This window comes from Malikia granosa (assembly GCF_002980595.1).
Lineage (GTDB): Bacteria > Pseudomonadota > Gammaproteobacteria > Burkholderiales > Burkholderiaceae_C > Malikia > Malikia granosa.
In genome coordinates this window covers 1-1,102 of the sequence record NZ_PVLQ01000026.1, presented here as the reverse complement: position 1 = coordinate 1,102, position 1,102 = coordinate 1, and the positions used below count along the sequence as shown (strand labels likewise).

The following is a 1,102-nucleotide window of genomic DNA, read 5'->3' as shown; positions in this document are numbered from 1 at the left end:
TACTAAGGTTTCCGAAAGTAGAGTCACTTTCGTAGAATCGTGGGATGAGCACCAACCAGAAGACCGACGCCCGTAAGCTTGACCATGCCACGCTCGAAGTCATGCGCCTGCGTGCGATCGAAGCGACCAAAGCCGGCATGAAGGCGACCGACCTGGCGCTGGCCTACGGCGTGCATCGCCGCACGGTCTTTCGTTGGCTGGCCGACTACTACAAGGGCGGTGAGCAGGCGCTCAAGGCCAAGCCGATTCCGGGTCGACCGCCTAAGCTCGATGCCCCTCAGATGCAGTCGCTGGCACAGGCCGTCACCGATCAGACGCCGCTGCAACACGGCTTCGAGGTCGGGCTTTGGACACTGTCGATCCTGCGTGAGCTGATCCGGCGCCAGTTCGGCCACACCATGTCTCTGTCCTCGGTCAGCCGCGTCATGTCGCTGCTGGGCATCACGGTGCAAAAACCCCTCTACCGGGCCTGGCAGCAGGACCCCGAGCGGGTGCGCAAGTGGGAGACCGAGGAGTTTCCCGCCATCAAGAAGCAGGCACGCGAACAAGGTGCGACGGTGTTCTTCGCCGATGAGGCGGGCATCCGATCGGACTACCACACGGGCACGACCTGGGCACCGGCGGGACAGACGCCCGTGGTGACGGCCACCGGCCGACGCTTCTCGCTCAACATGCTCTCGGCGGTCAGCCCCAAGGGCGAATTTCGCTTCATGCTGCACGACGGTACCGTCACTGCTCCAGTCTTCAAGACTTTCCTGCAGCGCCTGATGGCCGGTGCTACAAATCCGGTGTTCGTGGTGGTCGATGGTCACCCCGTTCACAAGTCTGCCTTGGTGCGGCAGTACATCGAGAGCCAGGGCGGCAAGCTGCAGTTGTTCTTCCTGCCGCCGTACTCGCCCCAGCTCAACCCCGACGAGCAGGTCTGGGCGCATGTCAAGCGACGCGTCAGCAGCCAGTTCGTCGAATCCAAGGACGAAATGAAGCGACTGGCTCTGGGCGCCTTGCGCCGCATCCAAAAGTTGCCGAATCTGGTCAGATCGTTCTTTGGGCATAACGAGTGCCTGTACGCTCGGATGTGACAATTCTTTCAGAAAACTTAGTA

1 protein-coding gene is annotated in these 1,102 nt (G+C 61.4%); it reads left to right on the top strand.

Annotated elements, in window-relative coordinates:
• Nucleotides 1–44 precede the first annotated feature (44 nt).
• Nucleotides 45–1,079, top strand: coding sequence for an IS630 family transposase (locus C6P64_RS07780; RefSeq protein ID WP_105747994.1), 1,035 nt, complete (start codon nt 45–47; stop codon nt 1,077–1,079).
• The last annotated feature ends 23 nt before the right edge of the window (nt 1,080–1,102 follow it).

What these genes read in the sequence shown, in the direction of transcription:
- C6P64_RS07780 (WP_105747994.1), top strand. Translation starts at nt 45, where the DNA reads ATGAGCACCAACCAGAAGACCGACGCCCGTAAGCTTGACCATGCCACG.